The following is a 21563-nucleotide window of genomic DNA, read 5'->3' on the forward strand; positions in this document are numbered from 1 at the left end:
GATGGTACTTGGACCGCAGGGTCCTGGGAGAGTAGGACGTCGCCAAGCAAATAGAAAACCGTTGTTGACATTACGTCAGCAACGGTTTTTTTGCGCAACTTGCCCACTCTAGCAAGTAGAATGGCCCAGCGAATCTTTGCCAAGATGAGCAGTGCAGGAAGCATTGTATCCAATGACATGGCTCTATATTTGCAATCCGCCATACCGTCGGCTTGAGACGTGCAGACAACGGTACGGCTGGAATTACAGCAGGACTAACATACTTGATAATGAGTGCTGTATTGAAAGCTAAGCTGATTAATAGAGGTCAGTTAGCAGAAGATTATTAGCTTCCACTGAGGCAAGGGATAATTTAGGGATACCAAAGCTTTAGACAGTGTATTAGGAGGAATCATCGTTGGACTTGTTACAGTCAAACTGTACATATTATGTAACAAGACTAAACTCCGTGCTTTCATGATTCTTTTGATTTACTCGGTCTATTCCGAGTATTCTTCTTTTGCAGCCATCTTTGGCAACGACACCGTGTCTGGTCTCTATCCGATCATATAATATAGCTAAGGAACGAATAAATAGTAACCTACTGCTGCATGATAAAAAATCAATACAAGTACATATTCTCACTATATAATTGAGATTGATACATGGATAACTTTTAAAGACTAGTAGAGGAGAGAAAAGTGCAAAACAAAGCAATTAATTTTTTAAAATGATATATATTAGTACAGGTTTTGCATTTTGACGTTTATAGCTAAAATGTAAGGAATAATCTAGGAATGTCCATCAGGGACATACAGTTGTTTTTGTACAGCAATACACTCTTTCACAGCAGGTTACTTTTCCTTGACAGTGCAAATGGGCCTTTGCTAAGATTGCAATAATATATTTTCAGAAAATGTTCATTAGATCCATAAATGCTTTCATTTAGAGATCTACAGTCTATATATATTAAAAGGAGGAACATCGTAGTGTGGGGAGATAAGTTTAGTAAGGAAGGTTTAACATTTGATGATGTTTTGTTAGTACCACGTAAGTCTGAGGTACTTCCCAAGGAAGTTGATGTTTCAGTTCGTTTAAGTGATAACGTGAAGCTTAATATTCCACTGATCAGTGCTGCGATGGATACTGTTACAGAAGCACCTTTGGCGATTGCAATTGCGAGAGAAGGCGGCATCGGTATCATTCATAAAAATATGCCGGTTGAACAGCAAGCGGAAGAAGTAGATCGTGTAAAACGTTCAGAGAGCGGCGTAATTACGAATCCTTTCTCTTTAACTAAAGATCATCTAGTATCTGATGCAGAGAATGTAATGGCAAAATATCGTATCTCCGGAGTGCCTATCGTTGATGAAGCACAGAAATTGGTCGGAATTCTAACCAACCGTGATTTACGTTTTATTAAAAACTATGACATTAAGATCTCCGAAGTAATGACAAGTGAGAATCTGGTGACAGCACCAGTAGGTACTACGCTTGTACAAGCTCAAGAGATTTTGCAAAAACATAAAATTGAGAAGCTTCCTCTTGTTGATGAGTCGAATACTTTAAAAGGTCTAATCACCATTAAAGATATCGAAAAAGCAATTCAGTTCCCGAATGCTGCAAAAGACAGCCAAGGAAGATTGGTTGTTGGTGCCGCTGTTGGTGTATCCAGTGACTTGTACGAGCGTACAGAAGCATTGGTAAAAGCAGGTGTGGATCTGATCTCGATCGATTCTGCACACGGCCACAGTAAAAACATTCTTGACTCTGTTCGTAAACTTCGCGAGTTATATCCAAGTCTTACAATTATTGCAGGTAACGTAGCAACGGGTGAAGCAACTCGTGATCTGATTGAAGCAGGAGCATCTGTTATTAAAGTAGGTATTGGTCCGGGATCTATCTGTACAACTCGCGTAGTTGCTGGTATTGGTGTACCTCAGGTTACTGCAGTGTATGATTGTGCGAATGTAGCTCGTGAATACAATATTCCTGTCATTGCTGATGGCGGAATTAAATATTCTGGCGAAATTACAAAAGCTCTTGCAGCAGGAGCTCATGCAGTTATGCTGGGAAGTCTGCTTGCTGGTACAGAGGAAAGCCCAGGTGAATTTGAAATTTATCAAGGTCGCCGCTTTAAAGGATATCGCGGTATGGGATCCATTAGCGCAATGAAAATGGGCAGTAAAGACCGTTACTTCCAAGATGATGATAAGAAACTTGTTCCTGAAGGTATCGAAGGACGCGTTGCTTATAAAGGTCCACTTAGTGCGACTATTCATCAGCTGATCGGCGGACTTCGCTCTGGTATGGGATATTGCGGTACAGCAACGATCGATGAACTTCGTAACGATACTCAGTTCATTCGAATTACGAGTGCAGGGCTTCGCGAAAGTCACCCACATGATGTCCAAATTACAAAAGAAGCACCAAACTATACATTGTAGGTCAATCATTTTTCGTCATATAGCAGGCAGGCAAGGTGAATTTCACTTTGCCTGTCTTTTTTTGCGGAATATCGTGTGTTAAAATGAAACAGGACTTGTATAAGTATACAAGCAAGCATACGAACCTTATGAAAAACATGACAAGATGATCTCTACTTGATGTAGTAGAGACATTACATATAAATGAGTTATTTTCTGATTCAATGGGTTCTTCTTTTGGTCCTTGTTAACCATTTCGATTATGCTCCACATTTACAAATTAACAGATTGCTATTATTGCCTATAGCGGCACTATGAAAGATTAGAGGAGGATTTATTCCATTGAAAAAGAAGTACAGTCATTCTTTGATTCGTTCTGAACAAAACGAGAGATCAAAGTTTAAAAAACGCGTTGCTACATTAATGGTTGTGAATATGCTTTGTATGTCGGTGATTCCTGCAGCAGTGTCTGCTGAACAAGTAACTCAGGTAGCGACAGCTGCCACTACAAGCGATACGACAAAAGCATCTGTTTCTAAAGTACCTTCACCTGATACTCTAGGACTTGCAGTAAAGTCAGCAGTACTGATGGAAGCATCAACGGGTCAAATTTTATTATCAGTCAACGCAGATCAAGCTTATGCGCCAGCAAGTATGACGAAGATGATGACAGAATATATTGTCTCTGAGAAAGTGAAACAAGGCGAATTTTCGTGGGATGACATCGTAACAGTTAAAAAGAATGCATCATTAAGTGTGGGCTCCCGTATTTTCCTAGCTGAAGGGGACCAACATACCGTTAAAGAACTGTATATTGCTATGGCTATTGGCTCTGCGAATGATGCAACCGTTGCTCTTGCAGAATATGTGGCAGGTTCTGAGGAAGAGTTCGTAAAACTGATGAACGCAGAAGCCAAGCGTATGGGAATGAACGATACTCATTTTATTAACTCAACCGGTCTCAACCGAAGTGATATGCCGGAAGAATTTCGTCCGGAAGATGAACGCGAGACAGTAATGACGGCGAAAGATGTTGCTACTTTGACTAGATACATTGTTCAGGATCATCCTGACTTTGCTGAATTCACATCTCTTCAATCCTATGATTTCCGTGGGAAAGATAAAATTATTAACTGGAACTGGATGCTTGAAGCAAACAAAGATATTACAAACTTTAAACAGTATGCGTATGAGGGTCTTGATGGCATGAAGACGGGGCATACATCTGATGCAGGTTACTGTTTTGCTGGAACTGCAGAACGTGACGGAATGCGCCTAATCAGTGTAGTTATGGGCGCTAAGACACAGCCTGCTCGCTTTACGGAAACGAAAAAGGTACTCGACTACGGTTATAATAACTTTGAAGTGAAGCAAGTAGTTGCAGGTAAGACAACGGTAACTGGTGCAGAAACGGCACCTGTATCTAAAGGTAAAGAAGCAACAGTTCCGGTTGTAACGGAAGAAGCGGTTAATTTTATCGTTCCAAAAGGCACTGAATCTTTTGAACCTGAATTCACAACTAATTTTGCAGGTGAAACGCTTGAAGCACCAATCGAAGCAGGTACTAAAGCCGGCACGATCACATACACCTACAAGGTAGAAGGTATGGATGAAGTGCAGGAACAAACAGTAAACCTTGTTACTTCCGAGAAAGTTGAAAAGGCTGGATGGTTCCGTCTTATGTTCCGAGGAATCGGTGATTTCTTTGGTGACATGTTTGATAGCATTAAAAACCTGTTCTAATTAAAAGCAACATTTATTTTCTTTCTGTGGCACACCTTTCTATAAATCTGTATTTAGCAAAATAGTTGTATAATCAGGATTCATACGTTAGAATATCAAGTTAGAATCCAAAATGGAAACTTTTGATAGGTACGAGTCTTTTTCTATAGGATATTACCTTTTAAAAGGGCATTGAATTGGAAAAACTGCAGATATAATACGGGGGGCTTAAACATGGAAACGGGCACATCACGCGTTAAAAGAGGAATGGCAGAAATGCAAAAAGGCGGCGTCATTATGGACGTTATGAATGCAGAACAGGCTAAAATTGCTGAAGCAGCAGGTGCTACTGCAGTTATGGCTCTTGAACGTGTACCATCTGATATTCGTGCAGCTGGCGGCGTAGCTCGCATGGCTGATCCAACGATTGTAGAAGAAGTGATGAAAGTCGTATCAATTCCAGTTATGGCGAAGGCTCGCATTGGTCATTTTGTTGAAGCGAAAGTGCTCGAATCCTTAGGTGTTGATTACCTTGATGAAAGTGAAGTATTAACACCAGCAGATGAAGTTTTCCATATTGATAAACATGAATTTACTGTACCGTTTGTGTGCGGAGCCAAAGATTTAGGTGAAGCACTTCGCCGGATCGGTGAAGGTGCTTCGATGATTCGTACCAAAGGTGAACCAGGAACAGGTAACATTGTTGAAGCGGTACGTCACATGCGTTTCATTAACAGCCAAATCCGTAAAGTTCAGAATTTGTCCAAGGACGAGCTGTATGCGGAAGCTAAAAATTTGGGTGTTGCTTATGATCTTTTGCTTGATGTACATGAGAACGGGAAGCTACCAGTTGTAAACTTTGCAGCAGGTGGTGTTGCTACTCCAGCTGATGCTGCTTTGATGATGCATCTTGGTGCAGATGGTGTATTTGTGGGATCTGGTATCTTTAAATCAGATAATCCTGAGAAATTTGCTCGTGCCATTGTAGAAGCTACAACTCATTATACTGATTATAAGCTGATTGCAGAAGTTTCTAAGAATCTCGGTGCGCCAATGAAAGGGATTGAAATTTCTTCATTGTCCCCTGCAGAGCGCATGTCGAATCGTGGTTGGTAAGAGAGAAGGATGTCTAGAGTGAAAATCGGGGTATTAGCATTACAAGGTGCTGTTGCTGAACATATTCGCACTACGGAGCTTGCCGGAGCAGAAGGCATAGCAGTGAAAAGAGTAGAGCAACTTCATGAGCTGGATGGTTTAATCATTCCAGGCGGGGAGAGCACTACGATTGGCAAACTGATGCGTAAGTATGGTTTTATCGAGGCAATTAGGCAGTTCTCTGAAGAGGGCAAGCCGATCTTTGGTACTTGTGCCGGTCTGATCGTTTTGGCGAAGCAAATATCTGGACAAGATGAAGCTCATCTTAGCTTAATGAACATAACCGTTTCTCGTAACGCATTTGGACGCCAGCGTGAAAGCTTTGAAACAGATTTAGACGTGGTAGGCATTGATGAGCCTGTACGTGCAGTGTTCATTCGTGCTCCACTTATCGAGTCTGTTGGTGAGGGTGTCGAAGTTCTTTCCACCTATCATGATGAGATTGTAACCGCTCGAGAAGGGCATCTATTAGTTTCTTCTTTTCATCCAGAGCTTACGGATGACTACCGGTTGCATCAATATTTTGTGAATATGGTGGAAAGCAGCTTGAAATCCTTGAGATAAGATAACAATATAACGATCTTGACTCTCGTGATATTTGAAGACTTTCCCTTATGCTGGCCGGTAACGCTCGTATAAGGGTGGAGTCTTTTCTCTAGTCGCAGGTCAAGATTATTTTTTTTAGGAGGGAAATTTGCGTGTTAGATATTAAAATATTGCGTAATGATTTTGACAGAGTTGAGGAGGCCCTCAAGCGCCGTGGTAAATCTGTTGATTTAATTGCTGATTTTCCAAAGCTTGATATACGCCGCCGTGAACTTCTTCAAGAAGTAGAAACATTAAAGAATCGGAGAAATACGGTATCTGGTGAAGTTGCCAAACGTAAGAAAAATAAAGAAGATGCGGATGAATTAATTGCTGAAATGCGCCAAGTGTCAGATAATATCAAGCAAATGGATGAAGAAATCCGTGAACTTGAAGCGCAAATTAATGAACTGACGATGGCTATTCCTAATATTCCTCATGAGAGTGTGCCCGTAGGGGCTTCTGAGGATGATAATGTAGAGATCCGCCGCTGGGCTGAACCACGTGAATTTACGTTCCAACCGAAAGCACACTGGGATATAGCACAAGATCTAGGTATTCTTGATTTTGAAGCAGCAGCTAAGGTTACAGGATCGAGATTTACATTCTATAAAGGGCTAGGAGCACGTCTTGAACGGGCGTTAATCAGCTTTATGATGGATTTGCATAGTGATCATCACGGGTATGAAGAAATTCTTCCTCCAATGATTGTTAACAAAGACAGCCTTTACGGAACAGGTCAGCTTCCCAAGTTTGAAGAAGATCTCTTCAAAATTAAAGACACAGAGTATTACCTGATTCCTACAGCAGAGGTTCCTGTGACGAACTATCACCGTGAAGAAATTATTGATGCTGAGCAGTTACCACAGAAATTTGTAGCATACAGCTCTTGTTTCCGTTCTGAAGCAGGATCAGCAGGCCGTGATACCCGTGGTCTCATTCGTCAGCATCAGTTCAATAAAGTGGAAATGCTCAAATTTACATTACCAGAACACTCTTATGACGAACTTGAATCGATGACAAAAAATGCAGAACGCGTTCTAGAGCTTCTAGAGCTTCCATACCGAGTTATGGCTCTCTGTACTGCAGACATGGGCTTTACATCAGCCAAGACGTATGACCTGGAAGTGTGGCTGCCTGAGAGCGGGATGTACCGTGAAATATCTTCATGCTCAAACTGTGAAGATTTCCAAGCTAGACGTGCCAATATTCGTTTCCGCCGCGAAGCGAAAGCCAAACCTGAATACTTGCATACACTGAATGGTTCAGGACTTGCTGTAGGAAGAACTTTTGCTGCTATTCTTGAGAATTACCAACAAGAAGATGGCAGTGTGAAGATTCCGAAAGTGCTTGTTCCTTACATGGGCGGCGTGGAAGTTATTTCACCAAAATAATTTTTTGAAATAAAAGTTGCATATGTGGACAATCTATGATAAAATAATTTTTGTTGAGCGTTAAGTAAGTTGCTAAAACGTTAATAAAATTATTTTATCCTGGAGAGGTACCGAAGCGGTCATAACGGGGCGGTCTTGAAAACCGTTAGGGTGCAAGCCCACATGGGTTCGAATCCCATCCTCTCCGCCATAACACATAAACGACAAGCCATTTTCCTTATTTAAGGAGAATGGCTTTTTTGGTCTATATAAAAAGATAGGTGCGAGAAGACAAGAATGAACAGTATAGAGAAGTGCATAAAAAAGCGGTAAAAGTCACACGTTAAAAGGTGTGGAGGTGTTACTAATGAGTGAAATTTTTAATATCGATCAAACCCAGCTAGTTCATGCTTGGAATGAGAGTTTGCCGAATGTGCTGAATAAAGGTGATCAAGCACAGGTAAAACCTGATGAAGCAGATCAACACACCCTTCGCATTCATATCGATACCGCAGGGCACCAAATGTACTCTTTTGATTTCAAATGTGCATATGTAGATAACCGTGAAGTCAGAGTCGATTTGATGGATGTAGAGAAGGATGGACGGCATGTTGATGAACGTACGGACACCATTCAGCAGCTTACGCATGATTATATGCGCCATATCCACGAGTGTGCACAAGCAGTGCAGTATCTAACAAACCCTTAAGGAGAGGATCTAATGAGTAAGCCAAAAGCGATTCCAGTACCGGAAGCACAGCCAACTGGTGTGAGGCATAAAAAGGATCATTCCTCTGGCCCAGAGCCTCTTTCGGGGTCCAAGAAGGTCAAGAATCGTAACCATGTAGATCATAATAATCCACAAGGCTGATTTTTATATCTTCATCATTACAAAGGTTCTCCTCACAAGAGGGGGGCCCTTTTTTGTGTACAACTCTTCTTTATAAATCATACGAGCCAAATATCACTAAAAGTGTTTATCTTCTCAGAGAAATGAGATATCATTCTAAAGGTGTTTATGAAAAGAATGAATGACGAGAGGGGAGCAATCATGAACAAGAGTTACACAAGAATCTTGTTAACAATGATGCTGGCGGCAATCGTCGTACTAGCAGGTTGTGGAGCTAAGCAAGAACCTAAGGAAGCAGTGAGAGAAGCTGCAGCTAAAGCAACGGAGATGACTTCGTTTGCACTTACAAGTAAAGTAGTAATTAATAACTTTTCCATGAGTCAGTCTGATGAACTTCCTGAAATGGAAATGGTCCTAGCAATGCTGAAAGATGCAGAGCTAAGTGTAGACGGGGTGTTCCAGAGTGACCCCATGCAAAGCGAGTTCACTATTGGTATCCATCTGAAAGGTGATATGGAGTTTGCATACAATATTCCTGTTGTGATGACAACAGATAAAATGTACATTAAAGTGCCGAATATTCCTATGCTTGGTATTCCAGAAACACTAGTAAATAAATACATTGAGATAGATATGAAGAAACTGGCTGAAGAAGAGGGAGTAGAGTGGAGTCCGGCAACTATGGATCTAACCAAATCTCAGCAGTTCTCTAATGAAGTGACAGACGCGGTATTATCCGAATATGATCAGGACACCTATTTTAAGAGTATTGAAAAGGAAGAGTTCTCTGTTCCTGAGGATGTCGATGCTACACAGCTTGTTCAGTTCCAAGTAACAAATGAAAATGCCAAAGAAGCCATTACCATTCTGTTGAACAAGGTTATGCCTAAAGTAATTGATATTATGGGTAAAGCGGAATATAAAGAAATGCTTCAAATCACGGATGAGCAAATAGCTGAAATGAAAGAAGAACTAAACAGTACGGACGAGAGCCAGATAGCTGCTAATCTTGAAGAGCTGAAAAACCACTTAACCATCAATACGTTTACTATGAATACTGCCATTAATAAAGAGGGAATTCCAGCTTACCAAGAAGGAAATGTTGATGTTATCATTAATGATCCCGACACAAGTGAGACAGTAAATTTAGATATGACCATCACACAACACTATAAAGACATTAATAAAACGCAAAAATTCCAAATTGGCATCCCTGCAGGGGACGATGTTGTAACGATAGAACAATTTCAGGAATTATTTAGCGAAGCATACAGTTACTAAGTAAAGAAGAAAAAGAAGGTCAAGTGAAGGAGCTAGATCCCTCGCTTGACCTTTTTTGCCGAGAATAACAGCACAGTTGTCCGGCTCTAAATGAATGCTCTCCCTCCGAGCATGGGTAAGTCGTTTGCTGTCACTTTATGATCCTTCTTTAGCGCTATGTTTATGTCTTAGGCGTCTAAAGAAGGAAGTAAGTAAGGAGGCGCAGGTTTCCTGCAGAACTCCGCTCGTAACTTCCGTTTGATGATTGAATCTAGATTCTTGCAACAAATTCATAAGTGTTCCAGCGCAGCCTGCTTTCGGATCGGTTGTCCCAAATATGACGTGTGGTACTCTAGATTGAACTATTGCACCTGCACACATGGGGCAAGGTTCGAGTGTTACATATAATTTGCAGTCAAGTAGGCGCCAAGCTTGCAAATGAGCACTTGCTTCTTTGATTGCTAAAATCTCGGCGTGAGCAGTCGCATCATAATTAACTTCGCGGAGGTTGTGCCCTCTTCCGATAATTTGATTATCTTTGACAATGATCGCACCGATAGGTACTTCGCCAAGTGCTTCTGCTTTTAATGCTTCTTTAATTGCCTCATTCATCCAATACTCATCTGTATATAAGGAGTCATCCTTAGTATGAAATTTTGGTTGGTCCTGTCCCATAAACGTAGTACATCCCTTCTGACAAGCATTTATCCAACGAACAAATATTCGGGTTGTTAACATGTTGTGTATAAGTTTGTGGATAACCAACTAGTTTTACACAGACTTGTACACATATTATCCAAAGGCTTGTGGATTTGTTAACAACTTTGTGTATTACTTCTTTATTTTATTCAATACTTGTCGATATATCAATTTCATAACTACGTATGCAGTCATTCCTTTTCAAATAACTTGTAAGAAGGTATGATATTCTTATACATAAATCCCTAGAAAATCGTACATATAGTCACTTTTCGCCAGGATACGAGCCAAGAGGTGAGCTGGAGATTGTCCATTAAAATTAAATTGTCTTTGGTGATGTCGTTCTCGTTATTAATTTTACTTGGACTGAACATCGCGCTCAGTTATTACACGACTCAGGAAAATTTGCTGCAAGATAGTGAAAAACGAATTGTATCTGCAGCAAAGCAAATTGCACTGGCCATGGAGCAGAATCAAGACAATGCAGATGTCGTTAAGAAGCAGGTGGCCAAAAATTTATGGCTTTCTGCGAAGTATGCAGCTAAAAATTTGGACCCGGATATTAATAATATAACAAATGAGCAGTTAGAAGAACTAAGTGAAGAGATAGGGGTATCTGCTATTTCCCTAATGATTCAGACAGAAGATGATATTGTTGTTACAAAATCCTCAGATCCTAATGAACTTGGGTTATCAACAAGAAAAATGACATTTTGGTATATTGCATTTAACCAGCTTTTTAAAGATTATCAAGTGACAATCCCCCAAGGGATAAAATATGATCATTATTGGTCAAATGGATTTGAATATGCTACATCAGACCCCGGGAATGTAAACATTTGGGGCTATTATCATGACGGGGAAAGAAATTATATAATCAATCCATTCATGAATTCAGATGAGATTGAGGATTATGTTCTTTTTTTCAACCCGGAAGGGAATATCAAAAAGTTTCAAGATGTGAATCCATCGATTCTTTCCATTGCTGGAATTAATCCTGCTACATTCGGTCAACCAACGATGGAGGAAGATGGAACAGATGAACTCTATCCTAAATTTATCAATAAACCTATATTTTTTGGGGAATATCGATATGGAGAAGTTGAAAGGGATAGAAAAGCAATTAATAAAGCGATTGAAACCGGAAATAATGTGTCATATACCTCTTTAGTGGATGGAAAAAAAGTATTAAAAAATATGATTCCCATTACTAATTCTATAGGACAGAAATATGTGATTAGTATTGTGACCGACTATCATGAAATTGAAAGTGTAATGTCAGAACAGTTAACTAGTCATATTGCGGTATCTCTTGTACTGATGGAAATCGTTATTTTCGGAAGTTATTTATTTGCTTCTGCCTATACGAAACCTATACAGACCATCCTTTCTAAAGTGAATGAAGTAGGAGACGGTCATTTTAATTATGATCTCAAACTAAAGCGCAACGATGAATTAGGACAATTATCGAACGGGATCAATGCAATGATTCGAAATCTCGGACATTATACGAGCAGACTAAAGCAGATGTATGAAGAAAATCGAGCGGTAAAGGAACATTTGGAGTCTGTTATTAATCAGACAGCTGATGCTATTCATATTACCGATGAAAAAGGAAATATTATTCAAGTCAATCGTGCTTTTGAACAAATGTATGGCTGGTTAAGTAAAGAAGTCATTGGTCAGCCCCTTAGTAACATTCCTGAAGAATTAATGGAAGAAGAACAGGAGCAACGGAAGAAACTAAGCAGCGGTCTAACCATCCCCTCGAATGAATCATATCGATATGCGAAAGACGGCAGCCGTATCGAGGTTAGTGTTAGTACGGCGCCAATCAGAGATGATGAGGGGAAGATAACGGGTTATATTAGTATATCAAGAGATATAACAGGCCGTAAGCGAATGGAAGAGCTCTTACGTCGCTCTGAGAAGCTTACAACCGTAGGTCAGCTTGCTGCTGGTGTTGCTCATGAAATTAGAAACCCGCTAACGACATTGAGAGGCTTTATACAACTTCAGCAGCAGACTCAGAAAATGAATCCTCGTCATATTGATTTGATGTTATCTGAACTGGACCGAATTAATTTAATTGTAGGAGAGTTTCTTATTTTAGCTAAGCCGCAGGCTACCAATTTTACTCCTAAGGATATCCGTTTTATTATGGGTGATGTGATCTCTCTTTTAGATAGTCAAGCACATATGCTTGGTATCGAAATCTATCTGGATGCAGATGTCCCTGCCATTGTTCACTGTGGAGAGAATCAGCTGAAACAAGTATTTATTAATCTTCTGAAAAATGCGATGGAAGCGATGGCCGATGGTGGAAAAATAAAAATCAGAATTAGAGTGAACGCTGGACAGAATGCTGAGATTATCATTCAAGATGAAGGCGAGGGGGTTCCTGAAGAGTTACTGCCTAAGCTGGGCGAACCTTTCTTTACAAGTAAAGAATCGGGAACGGGTCTTGGACTAATGGTAAGTCAGCGTATCATCCAAGCGCACAAAGGAACAATGGAAATTGATAGTATCCAAGGCGAAGGTACTACAGTTACCATTCTGATGCCAGCTTTGAATCAAAATAAGTTCAAATAAAAAGTGAATCAATCAAATATATGAAAATAAGGTGTGTGATCCGATTGCGAATAAATAAATTTATAAGTGAAACCGGATTTTGCTCTCGCCGGGAAGCAGATAAGCTTGTAGACAGTGGGAGAGTAACGATTAATGGAGCAGTTGCAGTCTTAGGAAGCCAAGCGGAAGAGGGCGATGAGGTGCTGGTTGACGGCAAGCCTTTGAAAGAAAAGAGAAATACAGTCTATATCGCTCTTAACAAGCCGGTTGGAATTACAAGTACTACCGAACAGCATATCGAAGGAAATATCGTCGATTTTGTGGGTCATAAGGAAAGAATATTCCCTATTGGCAGACTAGATAAAGACTCTGAAGGATTAATCCTGCTAACCAATGACGGAGATATAGTAAACAAGATATTGCGATCCGAAGGCAGACATGAGAAAGAATACATTGTGACCGTAAATCGGCCGATAACCGAATCGTTCATAAGAGGAATGTCTACTGGTGTTAAAATTCTCGGAGAGAAAACTCTTCCTTGTACGGTTACACGGATCTCAGAACGTACTTTCCGAATCATACTGACGGAAGGCAAGAATCGTCAGATTCGGCGGATGTGTAGTGCCTTTGGCTATGAAGTGCAGCATCTACAAAGAATTCGAATCATGAATATTCAGCTGGGTTCTCTCAAAAAAGGTTCTTGGCGTGATTTAACGCCAGACGAAAAGACAGAGCTTGGCCGTATGCTTAACTATCGTCTGCTTTAATGCTATAAATAAAGAAAGAAGCTGTGCTATGGGCACAGCTTCTTTCTATTTTGAGTCTTTATTTATTGTACATTTGTTGTTTTCGTTTCTCCGTTATACTTCCGAATGATGGAGATTTCAACTCTTCTGTTTTTTGCACGTCCTTCTGCCGTAGCATTCGACTCAACGGGATGGTATTCGCCATATCCACTTGGGGTGAATTTAGAAGGGTCTAATTTAGAATTTTGAAGTACGATTTTCAAAAAATTCAGCGCACGGTCACTGCTCAAATCCCAGTTATCTGTGTACTTGTAATTGCTAATAGGCATGTTATCTGTATGTCCGGTAACAATGACATCATAAGAGGGGAATTGTTCAAGCATTCGGGAGATATTTTTGGCAAGCACTTTTGCCTCTGTTTTCACATCCGCCGCTCCTGAAGCAAACAGAGCATTATCCGCGATGGTAATCATAAGCTGGGATTGATTGAGCTTCGTATCAAGCTGATTAGTTAAGCCGTTTTTATCAATATAATCGTCGAGCTGTTTTTTTAATTTTTCTAAGTCTTCTTGCTCCTTTTTCGCAAGTGCGGCATCTGTTGCCGTATTTAGATTACTGGAAGGACTCTTGTTTTTACCAAGATCCGCACCAGGGCCAGCATCGTAAGAGGAGGAATGTTCTAGAACTCCTGTACCTCCATTAAGAGCACTGCTAAGTGCCTGGGACATCTCTTCAAACTTCTTAGCATCTACGGAACTCATGGAGAACAAGGTGATGAATAAGGCCAGTAAGAGTGTCATGAGATCTGAATAAGGCAAGAGCCAGCTTTCGTCTGCATGTTCTTCGTGTTCTTCGTGACGCTTATTACTCTTTTTCACCTGTTCCTCCCTCCTTATTAGCAAGTTCAGCGCGTTCACGCGGTGTCAGAAATACAGATAATTTCTGATTAATGGCAATGGTAGAAACACCGGATTGAATGGAAAGGAGACCTTCCACCATCATCAGTTTGACCTCTGATTCCTGTTTAGACATACGCTTCAGTTTGTTAGCAATGGGATGCCAAAGCACATAACCTGAGAAAATGCCGAGCAAGGTAGCGATAAAAGCAGCTGCGATGGCATGAGACAACTTTTCCATATCGCTCAGATCAGCCAGAGCTGCTATTAAACCAACTACTGCTCCGAGCACACCGAGAGTTGGAGCATACATGCCTGCTTGTGAGAAAATAAGAGCACCTACTTTATGGCGATCTTCGGTTGCATGAATATCTTCCATAAGTACGTCGCGTACAAATTCCTGATCGTTACCATCAATAATCATTCGCATACCGCCGCGAAGGAAATCATCATCGATTTCTTCTACTTTCGATTCCAAGGCAAGCAGACCTTCACGTCTAGTAATGGAAGCCCACTCGGCAAACATACTAATGAGCGTAATTTTCTCGATAAGTTTTGGTTTTGTGAAGACAATCTTGAACAGCTTCGGTATTTTTTTGACTTCAGACATGGGAAATGCCATGAATATCGTGGCAATGGTACCGCCAAAAATGATAAGGTAAGCCGCAGGGTTATTTACCAAGTTGATAATTGGCGCTCCCTTCAGGATCATACCAAATACAAGTGCAACGATTCCCAAGATTAATCCGATAATAGTTGATATTTCCATGATACACCTCGTCCGTGAGATTTAATCTGAATCCTTTCATTGAGACATCCGGCTCATTTATTTTATTTATCGACATGTGATTCGTTTTTATGAAGGTTTATTTTCGGTATAATAGAACTACGATATGGAAATGGAGTGAACATTCAAATGGGTGTAAAACATGGACGCGAGTATAATGATATTTGGCAAGATTTAATACAGGCTCTTGGAAAAATACCGGATCGGTATATCTTTTTCGAGATGGAGGAAGAAGACTGGGCGAGACTGGGAGAAAAAGATCGTTTGGAAGTAGATGAAGCACTTGCAGAGGATCTATTCTACGCATTGGGATCTGAGAAAATGATTAGCGTTGGCAGCGGGGTTGTTATTCATGATCAGGAACTCCATCGCTTAAATATTCTTATCGGGGATGATGAACTCGACTTTGTATCCCTCATTTAAAGGAATAGGTTACAACTGGATTTAACATTCCTTCCGTGATAAGATGGAACACGAATAAAGCCGTTCGGGAAGCGAACGGCTTCCTATTTTCCAGTGATAGGCTTGTGCAGTAGGGCATACTATTTAAGTCACAAGCTAGAGTATCTTTAAAGGCACCGGGCATGCTGATTTGGATACGTTTTTTGATTAGGGGAGGTTAGATTGAACGATGGTCTTTACGCAAGAGGAAGTAGAAGCTCATCTCGATAAACTCGAAGGTTGGGAGTACGAGGAAGGTCGGTGGATTGTTCGCAAATTTACATTCACCAACTTTATGAAAGGCATAGCTTTTGTGGATGAAGTAGGTTTAATCTCCGAAGCGTTTAATCATCACCCTTTCATTACGATTGACCATAAAGTAGTCACATTAAGACTTACTTCCTGGGACGTTGGTGGCATCACTGCTATTGATATTAAAGAGGCTCAGCAATATAACGAGGCATACAACAGAATGATGCAAGTGTAATGAAAACACGCCTTATCGTCTCCTAGAAAGGAGAGGATAAGGCGTGTTTTGTTGATTCACTTTTTCTCGGATAGCCAAAGAGCAAGGTTAGCAATTTCTTCGTCTGAAAGTTGCCCTTCAAAAGCAGGCATTTTGCCTCCGCCTTTACCCTTACTAATCGTTTTATAAAGCTGCTCGGCATTGGATTCAGCACCAACTTTTTGCAAGGAAGGACCTACGCCTCCTTCAAGCTGATTTCCATGACAAGAGATACAGCTTCCTTTAGCTTTTTCTTCAGCACTTGCAGCGTCCAGAGTTACCTGGGGCATAACGGGTCCGGCTTTTTCTGCCATCTCTTGTTCTCTTCCTGGTACCGTAAACATTAACACGAGGGCAAAAGCGCAAGCGAAGAAAAACAAACCGCTCATGATCCATTTCTTCATTTGTAGTGTCCTCCTACTATGTACATTCCTTATTTCATTATAATGTAACCGGCTTCAGGTTCATAGTATTTTATGGTAAATATTTAAACAAAAGCGAGAATAAGTAAACTCGGCTAGATATGACATGTTTTTTTGTAAATCATGCAGTGGAATAATTGAGTACCTTCAGGAGTCAGCCGCTCATACGTGTCATCAATAACAAACCCAGCTTTTTCGTACGCTCGGATCGCTCTCGTATTCCAGGTGAGTACTTCCAAGTCAATGACATGGCTCGGCTCTCTTTTTTGAGCTTCATGTACAACAGAAGACACAAAGGCCTGACCGTACCCATTGCCACACAAAGAGGGCCGCATACCAAAGCCAAGCCGAGTGACTCCTTCCATAGGAAACAGCTGAGCAAAACCACATAGTGCAGGCATCTCTTGATCCCTTACTACAGATACATATTGCTGTGCTCTTAGCACGGGGTCTCCAAACTCAATCTCTAAAGCTTTCATCTGATCCCAAGGCAGCCAGCCATATATATTATAGGGAGGGTCGTACTCCCAGGTACTAATCTCCGCAGCTTGCTCTTCGGTCATGGGCATGACTCGGAAAACAGGGGTTGCTTGTGTCATAGGATCGCTCCTTTAATCTAAAATTTATCTTTCCTACCACTCTACAGGTTAGGAGAGAGGCAAGGCAAGCAATGTGGAATAGGGGATAAATAAAAAAACTCGAACCTGATTACTTTTTGTAAAAAAAGTAGTCAAGGCCGAGTTCTTAGGGTAATGATGTAGAAATATTAGTCTAGAGTAGCTGTTTCGAACTGTTCAGTACTCATAATTCGCTTTGCACCTACATAACGCTTTGCATAGTAGCTTTCGTCAAGCTTACTGATTGTCACACCTTTAGAGGAAGAAGCATGTGCAAACTTACCATCCCCAACAAAAATACCTACATGGGATACCCCTTTACCGCTGGTATTAAAGAATACAAGATCACCCGTTCTAATATCAGAACGAGACACTTCTGTACCCATGTTGAACTGTGAACCCGATTGTCTTGGTAGTTCAATCCCCAGCTTCTCGAATACGTACATCGTGAAACCAGAACAATCAAAACCACTAAGAGTAGTTCCGCCGTATTTATAGTCTGTTCCCTGAACGCTTTCAATAACCTTGTCCATTTTGGAGTCAGCAAATGCACTCCCTGTTCCAATGGATAATGCGATTGCTAGGCTTAGCGCTGCAGCAGTTAATGTCTTTTTCAAAAAAATAAACTCCTTCCAATGCCTGCGAGGTTAGCTTAAGGATTCGGTAGAAGGTTCCCCTATGACCACTCTATTGCGAGATCAATTCACCCGTAATATGGTTCCCCCGCTTCCCAGGTACCAGGAATTTGGCGTATCTGATGATATGTACCTGTGAAGACGTATGTACTATGTATTTCTAATTCAAAAAACAATTAAATGATTATGTAATAAAAGCTTGATCAATTTAGTTACAATAGATTACAAAGTTGTCACAACATGTTCTGGGCTTATTGTAACAGAATATGTGTAAATTTGGCAATCGTTTTCAGGGAAAAAATACAAAATAAGCCTGACTCATACGATAATGAGCTAGACTTATCTTTTTGTAAGAAGTAATTCGTGCTAACTTTAGGAGTTATCAGAGCTGGTTTTTGAATTCCACAGACTAAAATGAGCGCTGATTTTCCACACATTCATAATGGATCGAATGAGATGATAGGATTGCTGTAGAATCAGTGCTAGGAGTCCCGTCCAAATTAAGGATACGGCAGTGAATGATCCAAACATGGCCAGCGTAATGAAGCCAAGCAAAAGGGAGACCAAGGTGACAGGAACGGCATAACGGATACAGGTCCATATCGATACAGAGCCGCTGCGTTTTCCAATGAGACCAATCTGACAGTAAAGCAGCAGCTGCTTTACTATATAGCCGTAGATCATCCACAAGAGAAGGTAAGGAATGATTTTAGTAAGAACAGACAGATTATAGATAGCTGTAATAAGATTCGGAAGAATAATAGGAACAATCCAGTAAGCAGGGATGAGTAATAGGATGATCTCTATAAAATAGAGAAGAGATGTTTTTTTCCAATGTTTCTTAATACCTTGAAAGAAAGCCAGACCTTTTGCTGTATTCCCTTGTTCATGCAGACTGTGAAGTAAACCTGCTCGAATGAGCGGGGTCATCAGCATTCGAATGAGGAACATAAGGAAAAGCAGCCAGGCGTACTGATGAACTAACGGGCTTACCGATAAACTAAGCTGACCTTCCATCCAAAACAGCACCTTACTGAGCTCGTGAGGCGGAGGATCCGGATAGCGCATCAACAGAGGCACCACAGCAGAAGAAACAATCTTATAAAGAAACATTCCCCAGACCAGCTGGTATATAAAAAGAAACAATACGACAAAATAATGATCTCTCATAGATTTGAATCCTTCTGATATATATACTTTCATCGACTCCACCTCACCATGACAGACTTCCAAGCAGGGTTTCAATCAGTTTCGTAATACTGATATTAAACCGAGTCTGTATTTCTTCTTCTACTTCAGCTCTCATATAGTTATTGATATGTTTGTTTTCAATAGCGATCGAGTAGGAAGGGTCTACCATGACCCATTCTATAGGTTCTTTATACGTTAGATTGTAGATAACATTCGCATCTTTGCCGTCCCATTCTTTGCGAATCATATGACCATCTTTAAAGGCGAACACTACTGGGATTCCGGTGTAGTCTCCAGCTCTCTTACTCAATTTTACAGTTGAGATATAGTTTGGTTCCATTTCTGTGCTTTGATCCTTTACCTGGACCCAGTCTACAGCAAAGTCAGCCATCATGTTGCTATATACATACTGATTAAAGAAAGCAGCCCATGATTTGCGGGTAACTTGTTCTAGTACAGTCTGGAAATCTTTTGTCGTTGGATGTTTAAAACGGTACTTGGCAGCATAGGCAGACATGACTTTGTCCATTTTTTTGATGCCGATTTGCTGCTCAATGGCTCGCAAGACGAGTTTGCCGCGGGTGTATACATTTTCTGCATAATGCTGCTGTGAATCATATTTCCATGCTTCCTGCGTGAGGGAGGCAGGAGAGGTAATATAACCAGACTGCAAAGGGATGTGAGGTGAAAGCCCATATTCTTGTTCCATTAAGCGTTCCTCAGCATAGGAGGTAAAGGCCTCGTCAAGCCATGCTTCTTCAAATTCATTACTTGCGATCATGCCATAGAAGTATTGATGTCCAATCTCATGAATGACGGTTCGCTCCAGCTCATAACCAGGCGACGTTTCATCTGCGCCAAAAGCGGTGACCAAGGTAGGATACTCCATTCCGCCGGCTCCATTTCCTGCTTTGGGAGGCACTACGATGGATAATGTGGAGTACGGGTACTTTCCGTACCATTTGCTAAAATTGGATAGTGCCGATTTAGCTGCATACAGGTAGCGGTCTTTAAGATCAGCATGAGCAGGGTCTAGAAAAAGCTTAATTCGGACTCCAGGTACATTCGGTGCAGAGAACGGTTCTTCTACAACCACAAAGTCGGGGGAAGCGGCCCAAGCAAAGTCATGAACATCATCAGCATAGAACTGATAAATACGCTGATCGTTCTTATTATAATAAGGTTTGGTTGGGAAACCGGTTGCTGCTACGGTATAATTAGCAGGTACCGCAATACGTACACTATAAATTCCAAAGTCTGAGTAAAACTCGGAATTACCGTGATATTGATGTAGATTCCAGCCTTCGGTTTTTCGATTTCGTGTTCCGATTGGTTCATAGACACTTAGTTTTGGGAACCATTGTCCTGCCATAACGAAGTTATCTGCTGTTCCCATCCGGGCAAAAATCCTGGGCATATCCACTTCAAAGGACATATGGAGGGTGATTGATTCTCCCCCTTTTACAGGCTTGGGCAAACGGACCTTGACCAGACTCTTATCGTGTATATTTCCGTCATCGGGCTGTACATATTGAATGCGATGGAGTAGAGAAAGACCGTCTGGTGTTTTAATTTCCGTAAGTTTCATGGAGCCGTAACCATCTTTCGGCATTGCATCTCCTCTGAGTTTGCCTCCTGATTCTTTCATAAAGGTTGTCTCATCTGAGGCAAACGCATTGGGATACAAATGAAAATAAAGCTCACTCACCGTTTTCTTACCTGGATGAGTCCATGTCAAGGTAGAAGTGCCTTTAAGGACATGGTCTTCTGTTAATTGAACATCGATGTGATATTCAACTACACGGTCACTAAGCACCTCGGCAAGTGGTGTCTGTACAATTCCCTCTGAGGGCGCAGGCACTTGGGCATTTATATTGCCCGGTATCGGCGCAAGGGCAGATTGCGTAGACGGAGCTTGGCTTAAACTGAGCAGCAGTGTGCCGCCGAGAACACAAATAGCAAGAACAGAGGATAGAATAATTTTCGCGCGAACTGGGGTCATACGTTAAATACCTCCCACTTGACAAGCATCTAAGGCATGTATATGTTTGCAAGCGGAGAAATATTAGTTAAAATATTGGTATCAACTTTTGGAGGCCATAAAAATGGAGCAAAACGGTCAAATTGGCAAGAAGCAGATTGCCTTAAATATTGTGAACAGCAAGAGTAAGCATAAAGGGTTTGGTTCAGGTTCGATTGATTTGAACAATGTTTCTCCTGTTATCATTGATGGCGGCGTTGCCATCATTGATATTGGTGCGATGCATGCAAAGAGTAAGGTAGAACGCGGTATTAAATTTTCTACGGAAAAAGCAGATGTACCGAATGGCCGGCAAGTTTGGTTAGTATGGGTAGCGGTAGATCGTACGGCAGAAAGCCAGTTTTACGCTGGAGCAACCGCATGTGAGATGTTGATCGATACAGAAGCAAAACGCGGTTGGAAGATTCTCGCTGACCATGTAAATAAAATGGATTATGCAATGAAGCGCCGTGTCATGTTAGATGAGCTGGGAAATGAAGATAAGGCAGCATTAAAGCATCTGCTTATTTCTCATAATGAAGACTGGTGGAATGCAGCTCCAGATGAGCTCAAACAGGCACTAGAGACGAACTAAATGGTAAAAATAAAAGAGGGTTTCGGCATTATATGAACTGAACCCTATTAAGTAGACAGTTTAAAAAAAAGGATGTGCCGCTATTTAA

21 protein-coding genes, 1 tRNA gene and 1 riboswitch are annotated in these 21563 nt (G+C 41.0%); of the genes, 14 read left to right on the top strand and 8 right to left on the bottom strand.

What is annotated here, in order from left to right:
* Nucleotides 1–968 precede the first annotated feature (968 nt).
* The 9 genes from guaB to GQY27_RS20010 all read left to right on the top strand — a co-directional run bounded on the left by guaB (nt 969) and on the right by GQY27_RS20010 (nt 9371).
* On the top strand, nt 969–2426 hold the full coding sequence (gene guaB / locus GQY27_RS19970; RefSeq protein WP_160037020.1) for an IMP dehydrogenase: 1458 nt from the start codon (nt 969–971) through the stop codon (nt 2424–2426).
* Between the two features lie 402 nt (nt 2427–2828).
* Nucleotides 2829–4148 carry a D-alanyl-D-alanine carboxypeptidase family protein gene (locus GQY27_RS19975; RefSeq protein ID WP_160037039.1) on the top strand — a complete coding sequence of 440 codons (1320 nt, stop codon included), beginning with the start codon at nt 2829–2831 and terminating at the stop codon, nt 4146–4148.
* A 213-nt stretch (nt 4149–4361) separates the two neighbouring features.
* Nucleotides 4362–5243, top strand: coding sequence for a pyridoxal 5'-phosphate synthase lyase subunit PdxS (gene pdxS, locus GQY27_RS19980; protein ID WP_160037021.1), 882 nt, complete (start codon nt 4362–4364; stop codon nt 5241–5243).
* A gap of 18 nt (nt 5244–5261) precedes the next feature.
* Entirely contained in the window at nt 5262–5846 is a 585-nt protein-coding gene (gene pdxT / locus GQY27_RS19985) for a pyridoxal 5'-phosphate synthase glutaminase subunit PdxT (protein WP_160037040.1), read from the top strand.
* A 134-nt stretch (nt 5847–5980) separates the two neighbouring features.
* Nucleotides 5981–7261 (top strand): serine--tRNA ligase, encoded by a 1281-nt coding sequence (gene serS / locus GQY27_RS19990; protein WP_160037022.1) that lies wholly within the window; start codon nt 5981–5983, stop codon nt 7259–7261.
* A 101-nt stretch (nt 7262–7362) separates the two neighbouring features.
* A tRNA-Ser gene (locus GQY27_RS19995) sits at nt 7363–7451 on the top strand.
* 156 nt (nt 7452–7607) lie between these two features.
* A complete protein-coding gene (locus GQY27_RS20000) occupies nt 7608–7949 on the top strand; it encodes a hypothetical protein (RefSeq protein WP_160037023.1) in 342 nt (113 codons plus the stop codon).
* Nucleotides 7950–7961: 12 nt separating this feature from the next.
* Nucleotides 7962–8111 (top strand): small acid-soluble spore protein P, encoded by a 150-nt coding sequence (locus tag GQY27_RS20005; RefSeq protein WP_160037024.1) that lies wholly within the window; start codon nt 7962–7964, stop codon nt 8109–8111.
* Nucleotides 8112–8291: 180 nt separating this feature from the next.
* Nucleotides 8292–9371 (top strand): hypothetical protein, encoded by a 1080-nt coding sequence (locus tag GQY27_RS20010; protein ID WP_160037025.1) that lies wholly within the window; start codon nt 8292–8294, stop codon nt 9369–9371.
* Between the two features lie 135 nt (nt 9372–9506).
* Here the strand turns inward: GQY27_RS20010 and tadA are convergent, their stop codons facing one another.
* Nucleotides 9507–10025, bottom strand: a complete 519-nt coding sequence (tadA, locus tag GQY27_RS20015; protein WP_160037026.1) for a tRNA adenosine(34) deaminase TadA — start codon at nt 10023–10025, stop codon at nt 9507–9509.
* Nucleotides 10026–10355: 330 nt separating this feature from the next.
* On the opposite strand from tadA, the gene GQY27_RS20020 reads away from it, so the two are divergent.
* On the top strand, nt 10356–12641 hold the full coding sequence (locus tag GQY27_RS20020) for a PAS domain S-box protein (protein WP_160037027.1): 2286 nt from the start codon (nt 10356–10358) through the stop codon (nt 12639–12641).
* A 44-nt stretch (nt 12642–12685) separates the two neighbouring features.
* Nucleotides 12686–13387 (top strand): 23S rRNA pseudouridine(2604) synthase RluF, encoded by a 702-nt coding sequence (gene rluF / locus GQY27_RS20025; RefSeq protein WP_160037028.1) that lies wholly within the window; start codon nt 12686–12688, stop codon nt 13385–13387.
* Nucleotides 13388–13449: 62 nt separating this feature from the next.
* On the opposite strand, the gene GQY27_RS20030 is transcribed toward rluF, so the two are convergent.
* Together GQY27_RS20030 and motA are read right to left on the bottom strand one after the other, a co-directional pair.
* Nucleotides 13450–14244: a flagellar motor protein MotB gene (locus tag GQY27_RS20030; protein ID WP_160037029.1), complete on the bottom strand. Its 795-nt coding sequence runs from the start codon at nt 14242–14244 to the stop codon at nt 13450–13452.
* Nucleotides 14231–15031, bottom strand: coding sequence for a flagellar motor stator protein MotA (motA, locus tag GQY27_RS20035; RefSeq protein WP_160037030.1), 801 nt, complete (start codon nt 15029–15031; stop codon nt 14231–14233). The genes GQY27_RS20030 and motA overlap by 14 nt, the downstream gene beginning before the upstream one ends.
* A gap of 147 nt (nt 15032–15178) precedes the next feature.
* On the opposite strand from motA, the gene GQY27_RS20040 reads away from it, so the two are divergent.
* A complete protein-coding gene (locus tag GQY27_RS20040) occupies nt 15179–15472 on the top strand; it encodes a hypothetical protein (RefSeq protein ID WP_160037031.1) in 294 nt (97 codons plus the stop codon).
* Nucleotides 15473–15680: 208 nt separating this feature from the next.
* Entirely contained in the window at nt 15681–15977 is a 297-nt protein-coding gene (locus GQY27_RS20045; protein WP_160037032.1) for a 4a-hydroxytetrahydrobiopterin dehydratase, read from the top strand.
* 56 nt (nt 15978–16033) lie between these two features.
* Here GQY27_RS20045 and GQY27_RS20050 read toward each other — a convergent pair whose 3' ends face one another.
* The 5 genes from GQY27_RS20050 to GQY27_RS20070 all read right to left on the bottom strand — a co-directional run bounded on the left by GQY27_RS20050 (nt 16034) and on the right by GQY27_RS20070 (nt 20862).
* Complete coding sequence (locus tag GQY27_RS20050; RefSeq protein WP_160037033.1) at nt 16034–16399, bottom strand: c-type cytochrome; 366 nt, start codon at nt 16397–16399, stop codon at nt 16034–16036.
* Nucleotides 16400–16512: 113 nt separating this feature from the next.
* Nucleotides 16513–17016, bottom strand: coding sequence for a GNAT family N-acetyltransferase (locus GQY27_RS20055; RefSeq protein WP_160037034.1), 504 nt, complete (start codon nt 17014–17016; stop codon nt 16513–16515).
* A 167-nt stretch (nt 17017–17183) separates the two neighbouring features.
* Complete coding sequence (locus GQY27_RS20060; protein WP_160037035.1) at nt 17184–17651, bottom strand: C40 family peptidase; 468 nt, start codon at nt 17649–17651, stop codon at nt 17184–17186.
* Nucleotides 17652–17655: 4 nt separating this feature from the next.
* A riboswitch (cyclic di-AMP (ydaO/yuaA leader) is annotated at nt 17656–17795 on the bottom strand.
* Nucleotides 17796–18041: 246 nt separating this feature from the next.
* The gene (locus tag GQY27_RS20065) at nt 18042–18872 is read right to left on the bottom strand and encodes a hypothetical protein (RefSeq protein WP_160037036.1); all 831 of its coding nucleotides are present in this window, start codon (nt 18870–18872) and stop codon (nt 18042–18044) included.
* 10 nt (nt 18873–18882) lie between these two features.
* On the bottom strand, nt 18883–20862 hold the full coding sequence (locus GQY27_RS20070) for a M1 family metallopeptidase (protein WP_160037037.1): 1980 nt from the start codon (nt 20860–20862) through the stop codon (nt 18883–18885).
* Between the two features lie 103 nt (nt 20863–20965).
* Between GQY27_RS20070 and GQY27_RS20075 the strand changes: the two genes are divergently transcribed.
* Nucleotides 20966–21475 carry a YwhD family protein gene (locus tag GQY27_RS20075; protein WP_160037038.1) on the top strand — a complete coding sequence of 170 codons (510 nt, stop codon included), beginning with the start codon at nt 20966–20968 and terminating at the stop codon, nt 21473–21475.
* Nucleotides 21476–21563: the final 88 nt, after the last annotated feature.

The sequence above is a fragment of the Paenibacillus sp. An7 genome, assembly GCF_009870785.1.
Classification (GTDB): domain Bacteria; phylum Bacillota; class Bacilli; order Paenibacillales; family Paenibacillaceae; genus Paenibacillus.

What these genes read in the sequence shown, in the direction of transcription:
- GQY27_RS20045 (WP_160037032.1), top strand. Translation starts at nt 15,681, where the DNA reads ATGGTCTTTACGCAAGAGGAAGTAGAAGCTCATCTCGATAAACTCGAA.
- GQY27_RS19975 (WP_160037039.1), top strand. Translation starts at nt 2,829, where the DNA reads ATGGTTGTGAATATGCTTTGTATGTCGGTGATTCCTGCAGCAGTGTCT.
- GQY27_RS20010 (WP_160037025.1), top strand. Translation starts at nt 8,292, where the DNA reads ATGAACAAGAGTTACACAAGAATCTTGTTAACAATGATGCTGGCGGCA.
- pdxS (WP_160037021.1), top strand. Translation starts at nt 4,362, where the DNA reads ATGGAAACGGGCACATCACGCGTTAAAAGAGGAATGGCAGAAATGCAA.
- GQY27_RS20000 (WP_160037023.1), top strand. Translation starts at nt 7,608, where the DNA reads ATGAGTGAAATTTTTAATATCGATCAAACCCAGCTAGTTCATGCTTGG.
- GQY27_RS20040 (WP_160037031.1), top strand. Translation starts at nt 15,179, where the DNA reads ATGGGTGTAAAACATGGACGCGAGTATAATGATATTTGGCAAGATTTA.
- GQY27_RS20065 (WP_160037036.1), bottom strand. Translation starts at nt 18,872, where the DNA reads ATGAAAGTATATATATCAGAAGGATTCAAATCTATGAGAGATCATTAT.
- GQY27_RS20050 (WP_160037033.1), bottom strand. Translation starts at nt 16,399, where the DNA reads ATGAAGAAATGGATCATGAGCGGTTTGTTTTTCTTCGCTTGCGCTTTT.
- GQY27_RS20005 (WP_160037024.1), top strand. Translation starts at nt 7,962, where the DNA reads ATGAGTAAGCCAAAAGCGATTCCAGTACCGGAAGCACAGCCAACTGGT.
- motA (WP_160037030.1), bottom strand. Translation starts at nt 15,031, where the DNA reads ATGGAAATATCAACTATTATCGGATTAATCTTGGGAATCGTTGCACTT.
- GQY27_RS20075 (WP_160037038.1), top strand. Translation starts at nt 20,966, where the DNA reads ATGGAGCAAAACGGTCAAATTGGCAAGAAGCAGATTGCCTTAAATATT.
- GQY27_RS20055 (WP_160037034.1), bottom strand. Translation starts at nt 17,016, where the DNA reads ATGACACAAGCAACCCCTGTTTTCCGAGTCATGCCCATGACCGAAGAG.
- tadA (WP_160037026.1), bottom strand. Translation starts at nt 10,025, where the DNA reads ATGGGACAGGACCAACCAAAATTTCATACTAAGGATGACTCCTTATAT.
- GQY27_RS20070 (WP_160037037.1), bottom strand. Translation starts at nt 20,862, where the DNA reads ATGACCCCAGTTCGCGCGAAAATTATTCTATCCTCTGTTCTTGCTATT.